We start from the raw sequence: 4,716 nt of genomic DNA, 5'->3' as shown, positions 1-4,716 counted from the left end.
GAAGACAAAAGGCTGCCTTCGGGGCACCGAAACGGTGCCGCGAAGGCCCAATCCGAAGTGCGAAGGCACTTTCCAACCCGGTTTCTGCGCATGATCGCGACGGAACGGATCGTCTCGGTCACTTGTGCAGAGCTTCCCTAGGTGAGGCGGAGCAGGCGGCGCGGGTTGTCGACGAGGATGCGCCGGCGGATCTCGTCGTCGGGAACGAGGCCGGCCAGCGCGTCGAGCAGCGACGCGTCGTCGGGCATGCGCGCCGGGTCGAACACGCCGGTGTGCGGCCAGTCGCTGCCCCAGATCAGGCGGTCCGCGGCGATCTCCACCAGCGCGGCGGCAAAGGGCGCGACGTCGTCGTAAGGGAAGGGCCGGCGCGAGATGCGGTCGATGCCGCTCAGCTTGACCCAGAAATTCTGGCGCCTAATCAGGGCGCGCAGGATGCGGAAAGGCTCCTGGTCGACGCCGCGGCCGGCGTCGACGCGGCCGATGTGGTCGATCACCACCACGGCGGGAATCGCCTTCAGCCAGCTCTCGAGCCCGGGCAACGCGTCGGCCTCGAAGTGCAGCTCGACGAACCAGCCGAGCGGCGCCACCGCCTCGAGCACGCGCTCGAACACCGCCTTGTCCAGGCTGCCGCCGTGCTCGGGATTGAAGGCGAAGCGCACGCCGCGCGCGCCCGCCGCGTGCAGCTCGGCCGCGCGCTCGGCGGTGCAGCGCCCGTCGAGCCGCACCACGGCGAAGTAGCGGCCCTGCGCGCGCGCCACCGCGTCGAGGTCGACGCGGTTGTCGAAGCCGTGCGTATTGGCGTGAACCACGAGACCGTAGTCGATGCCAAGCGTCCTGTGCAAGCGCAGGCACGCTTCCAGCGGAGCATCGGGCGGGGTGTATTTGCGGGTCGGAGAATACGGGAAGCGCGCCTGCGGCCCGAGCACGTGGAAATGCGTGTCCCAGGCGCCGGGCGGCGGCTTGCGGCGCGGCGAGGCGGGCGGCCGCGGCCCGAGGCAGGCGCGCGGGTCCATCGCGCTACATGTCGACGAAGAAGGGCGTCTCCGACGGCCCGCGCAGGACGATGTCGAAGACGTAGTGCTGCGCGCCGTCGGGCTCGTCGCCAGCGCGCCGCGCGATCAGGGCGGCGCGCTCGTCGAGGTTCTCGATGCCGTTCAGGATCGGATCGATGTCGTTCAGCTCTTCGCCGGGGAAGTAGAGCTGTGTGATCAGGCGCTGCATCACCCCGGCGGCGAAGATCGAGTAGTGGATGTGCGGCGGCCGGAGCCAGTTGTCGTAGCCGGGGTTCGGATAGGCGCCCGGCTTGATCGAGCGAAACCGGTAACGACCTTCCGCGTCCGTAAGCATGCGTCCCCAACCCTTGAAGTTCGGGTCAAGCGGCGCGTCGGTCCTGTCGTCGGGGTGGTCATACTTGCCCCAGCGGTTCGCCTGCCAGACCTCAATCAAGGCCTTTCGCACCGGCCTGCCCTCCTCGTCCGTTACTCGGCCGGTCACGACGATCGGTGTCCCCTGCGCTCGCGCGCCGCCCGGGACCTTGCACGCCAGATCGTCATCCCCCTCCCGAATCAGGCCCAAATTGAAGAATGGCCCAATGGTCTGCGAAGGCGTCACCACGCGCACCGGCTTGGCCGGCGTTCGCTGCTCATGCACGCGGTAGCCCTTGATCAGCTCGAGGCGCTTGGCGTCGAGGAAGACCGAAGGATGGGGAAGGTTTGGTGGAGTCGGTTTCGGGTTCGCGGACATATCACCCTCAGTTTGCTTTGGCGCCGGTCTTGCGGATCACCGCAGCCCAGCGCGGCGTTTCCCAGCGGATGTACTCGGCGAAGGCCTCGGGCGTGCTCGCCACGACCTCGAACTGGATGCTGGTCAGGCGCTGGCGCACGTCCGGCTGCTTCAGCTCGTCGGCGAGGATCCGGTTGTAGCGATCGATGATGTTGCGCGGCGTGCCGCCCGGCGCGAGGAAGCCGATCCAGGCGATGGCCTCGAAGTCCTTGTAGCCGGACTCAATGAGCGTCGGCACCTCGGGCGTCGCGGGAAAGCGCGTTCTCCCGCTCACCGCCAGCACTTTCAGCCTCCCGTCCTTGAGGTGAGGCAGCACGTTGCCGGGAACGAAGAACGCCGCCTGCACGTTGCCCGCCAGCAGGGCGGTCACCGTTGGCGCGGCGCCCTTGAAGGGGATGTTCACGATGTCCAGCCCAGCGGCGCTCTTGAACATCTCCATCGTCAGGTGCGAGGCGCTGCCGATCGAGATGGAGCCGTAGCTCAGCTTGCCCGGCCGGGCCTTCGCGTATTCCACGAACTCCGCCACCGTGTTGACCGGCAGGGACGGATGGATGGTCAGGAACTGCGGCGTGGTGACGGCGAGCGTGATCGGCGCCAGGTCCTTCTGCGGATCGTAGGGAAGGTGGTCGAACAGCGTGACGTTGACGGTGATCGGGGCGGTGTAGCCGACGAGGATGGTCTGCCCGTCGGGCTGCGCCTTCGCCACGAGGTCGGTGCCGATGTTGCCGCCCGCGCCCGGCTTGTTCTCCACGATCACCGGCTGCCCGAATTCCTTCTGCAGCCGGGGCGCGACCAGGCGCGCGAGCAGGTCCACCGTGCCCCCCTGGACGGGGACGATCAGACGTACCGTCCCCGAGGGTTTCCATTCCTGCGCGGCCGCCGGCGCGGCAAGCGCGAGCACGAGGACCGTCGACAGCAGCAATTGCGCTTTGAATCTCATCTGCGTCTCCTTACGTGCTCGATCAAACCGTGTACACGGGCTTCGACAGGCTGTCCTGCAGCGCCGCTTTCGCCCACTCGGTGGCCTTCTCCTTGCGGTTTAGCAGTATCGAGGCCGCGCGCACTCGCTGGCTCTTCGCGCTGAGCGCCGGCGGCTCGACGCCCTTTTCCAGATCGCGCGCAGCGCGGTAGAGCGCGCGCCGCGTCATGACGATCGCCTTGTCGGTCGGCACCAGGAACTCCTTCTCGTAATCCTGGATCGGGCCCATGCTCTCCTGCAGCGACGAGTCCTGCATGCCGAAGCCCTGCACGCCGCTGTACAACCGCCCCTCGCGCTGCGCCTGCCGGTCGATTAGCCAGTCGTTGTTCCTGTTCGCGACCGGCCGGAAGGTGCCCGGGATGAGCTTCGCGTGGATGCCTTCGCCGCGCTTCATCGCCTCGAGCTCTTCCGGCGGCAGCGGCTTGTCGGGGAAGAAGTTGATGTTCCAGGTCCAGCAGCTCTCGTCGTCCCTGGGAATCCACATGTGCCCGCCGAGCGCGTGCGGCCCGAAGGGCGGGATCAGCGTGAACCAGGGGAAGATCCACTGCGTGATGCGGTAGTAATAGGAGTCGTCCTCGCCGTTGCGGCGCCCGAAGATGGTGAGCCCGTGCTCGGCCTCGACGATGTCGAACACCGCGTTGCGGTCGGCCTTGATGTACTTGTTTGCCGGCGCGTGCTTGTGCATCGGGTCGGTGTCGAGTTCATAGCGGTGCACCCAGGAAGCGTGCGTCGTGTCGATGCCGCCTTCCATGGACTGCAGCCAGCCGCACTCCTGGATCCGCTTGGAGACATAGCGCTGCTCGGGCGGCACCAGGGCCCATTCGAGCTCGGGCGGCTCCGGGCGCTTCCCCGGCGGTCCCATGTAGGCCCAGACGATGTCGCCGCGCTCAATGCAGGGGTAGGCCTTGAGCTTCACCTTGCACGCGATCTGCGGCGCCGAGGGCAGCTCGACGCAGTTGCCGTGGATGTCGTACTTCCAGCCGTGGTAGGAGCAGCGGATGCCGCCTTCCTCGTTGCGTCCGAGGAAGAGCGACGCGCGGCGATGCGCGCAGAACTCGTCCACTAGGCCGGGGCGTCCCTCGCTGTCGCGGAAGGCGAGCAGCCGCTCGCCAAGCAGCTTGACGCGCACCGGCGGGCAGTCGGGCTCGGGGATCTCGCGCGAGAGCAGCGCCGGAACCCAGTAGCGCCGCATCAAATTGCCCATGGGAGTGCCGGGCCCTACGCGGACCAGGCATTCGATCATCTCGGGTGTCATCATGGCATGAGGCTCGGTCGTTGGTTGGTTCGCATCACTTCGTGCCGCTGGCCTTGATGCTAGCGCGCTTGACCACTTCCCGCCACTTGGCGGATTCGCGCTCCATGAGACGCAGTAGCTCGGCCGGGGTCGAGGGCTGGACCTCGAGGCCCTGCTTTTCCAGGCCGGCGCGCGTCTCCGGCTCGCCGAGGATCTCCGCTACCGTGCCGTTCAGGCTGGCCTGCAACGCGTCGGGCAATCCGGCCGGGGCGAGCATGGCGTACCAGATATCCACCTCCGCGCCGGGCAGCCCTTACTCGGCGTGCGTCGGGATCTCGGGCACACTCGACGATCGCTGTGCGCTGCCGACGGCCAGCACGGTCAGCCGCGGGTTGCGCAGTTGCGGCCGCGCGAGCGGGATGGGCACGAACATGGCATTGACCGTGTGCGAGAGGAGGCTAGTGACGGCCGCGCCCGTGTTCAAGTGCGGCACGTGGAGCAGCTCGATCTTCGCCGGCCCCTGGAAGAACTCCCTCGCCAAGTGGTGCACCGTGCCGACGCCGGGCGTGCCGTAGGGAATCTCTGAACAAGTCCCCGTGAATCGTGTCTGAGGTGAGAGCATCTTGGTGCGATTCACGGGAGGAAGAAGATGAAACAGATGACTTTTGCCTCGGCGGCCTGGAGTGCGAAGGGAAAGACCACGCGCCGCGAGCGCTTTCTT

4 protein-coding genes and 1 pseudogene are annotated in these 4,716 nt (G+C 67.3%); all 5 read right to left on the bottom strand.

Features of this window, described 5'->3' with window-relative positions; all coding sequences use genetic code 11:
* Positions 1-137: 137 nt before the first annotated feature.
* On the bottom strand, positions 138-1,013 hold the full coding sequence (locus tag VNM24_12360) for an amidohydrolase family protein (protein ID HWQ39377.1): 876 nt from the start codon (positions 1,011-1,013) through the stop codon (positions 138-140).
* A gap of 4 nt (positions 1,014-1,017) precedes the next feature.
* A complete protein-coding gene (gene pcaG / locus VNM24_12355; GenBank protein HWQ39376.1) occupies positions 1,018-1,743 on the bottom strand; it encodes a protocatechuate 3,4-dioxygenase subunit alpha in 726 nt (241 codons plus the stop codon).
* A 7-nt stretch (positions 1,744-1,750) separates the two neighbouring features.
* Entirely contained in the window at positions 1,751-2,722 is a 972-nt protein-coding gene (locus tag VNM24_12350) for a tripartite tricarboxylate transporter substrate binding protein (protein ID HWQ39375.1), read from the bottom strand.
* 22 nt (positions 2,723-2,744) lie between these two features.
* Entirely contained in the window at positions 2,745-4,019 is a 1,275-nt protein-coding gene (locus tag VNM24_12345) for an aromatic ring-hydroxylating dioxygenase subunit alpha (GenBank protein HWQ39374.1), read from the bottom strand.
* A gap of 31 nt (positions 4,020-4,050) precedes the next feature.
* Positions 4,051-4,617, bottom strand: a pseudogene (locus tag VNM24_12340) (tripartite tricarboxylate transporter substrate-binding protein).
* Positions 4,618-4,716: the final 99 nt, after the last annotated feature.

The sequence above is a fragment of the Burkholderiales bacterium genome (assembly GCA_035560005.1).
Classification (GTDB): Bacteria; Pseudomonadota; Gammaproteobacteria; order Burkholderiales; family Eutrophovitaceae; genus DASRFY01.
This window is presented reverse-complemented; position numbering and strand designations above follow the sequence as displayed.

Coding starts and splice junctions, on each gene's coding strand:
- VNM24_12360 (HWQ39377.1), bottom strand. CDS start 1,013: ATGGACCCGCGCGCCTGCCTCGGGCCGCGGCCGCCCGCCTCGCCGCGC.
- pcaG (HWQ39376.1), bottom strand. CDS start 1,743: ATGTCCGCGAACCCGAAACCGACTCCACCAAACCTTCCCCATCCTTCG.
- VNM24_12350 (HWQ39375.1), bottom strand. CDS start 2,722: ATGAGATTCAAAGCGCAATTGCTGCTGTCGACGGTCCTCGTGCTCGCG.
- VNM24_12345 (HWQ39374.1), bottom strand. CDS start 4,019: ATGATGACACCCGAGATGATCGAATGCCTGGTCCGCGTAGGGCCCGGC.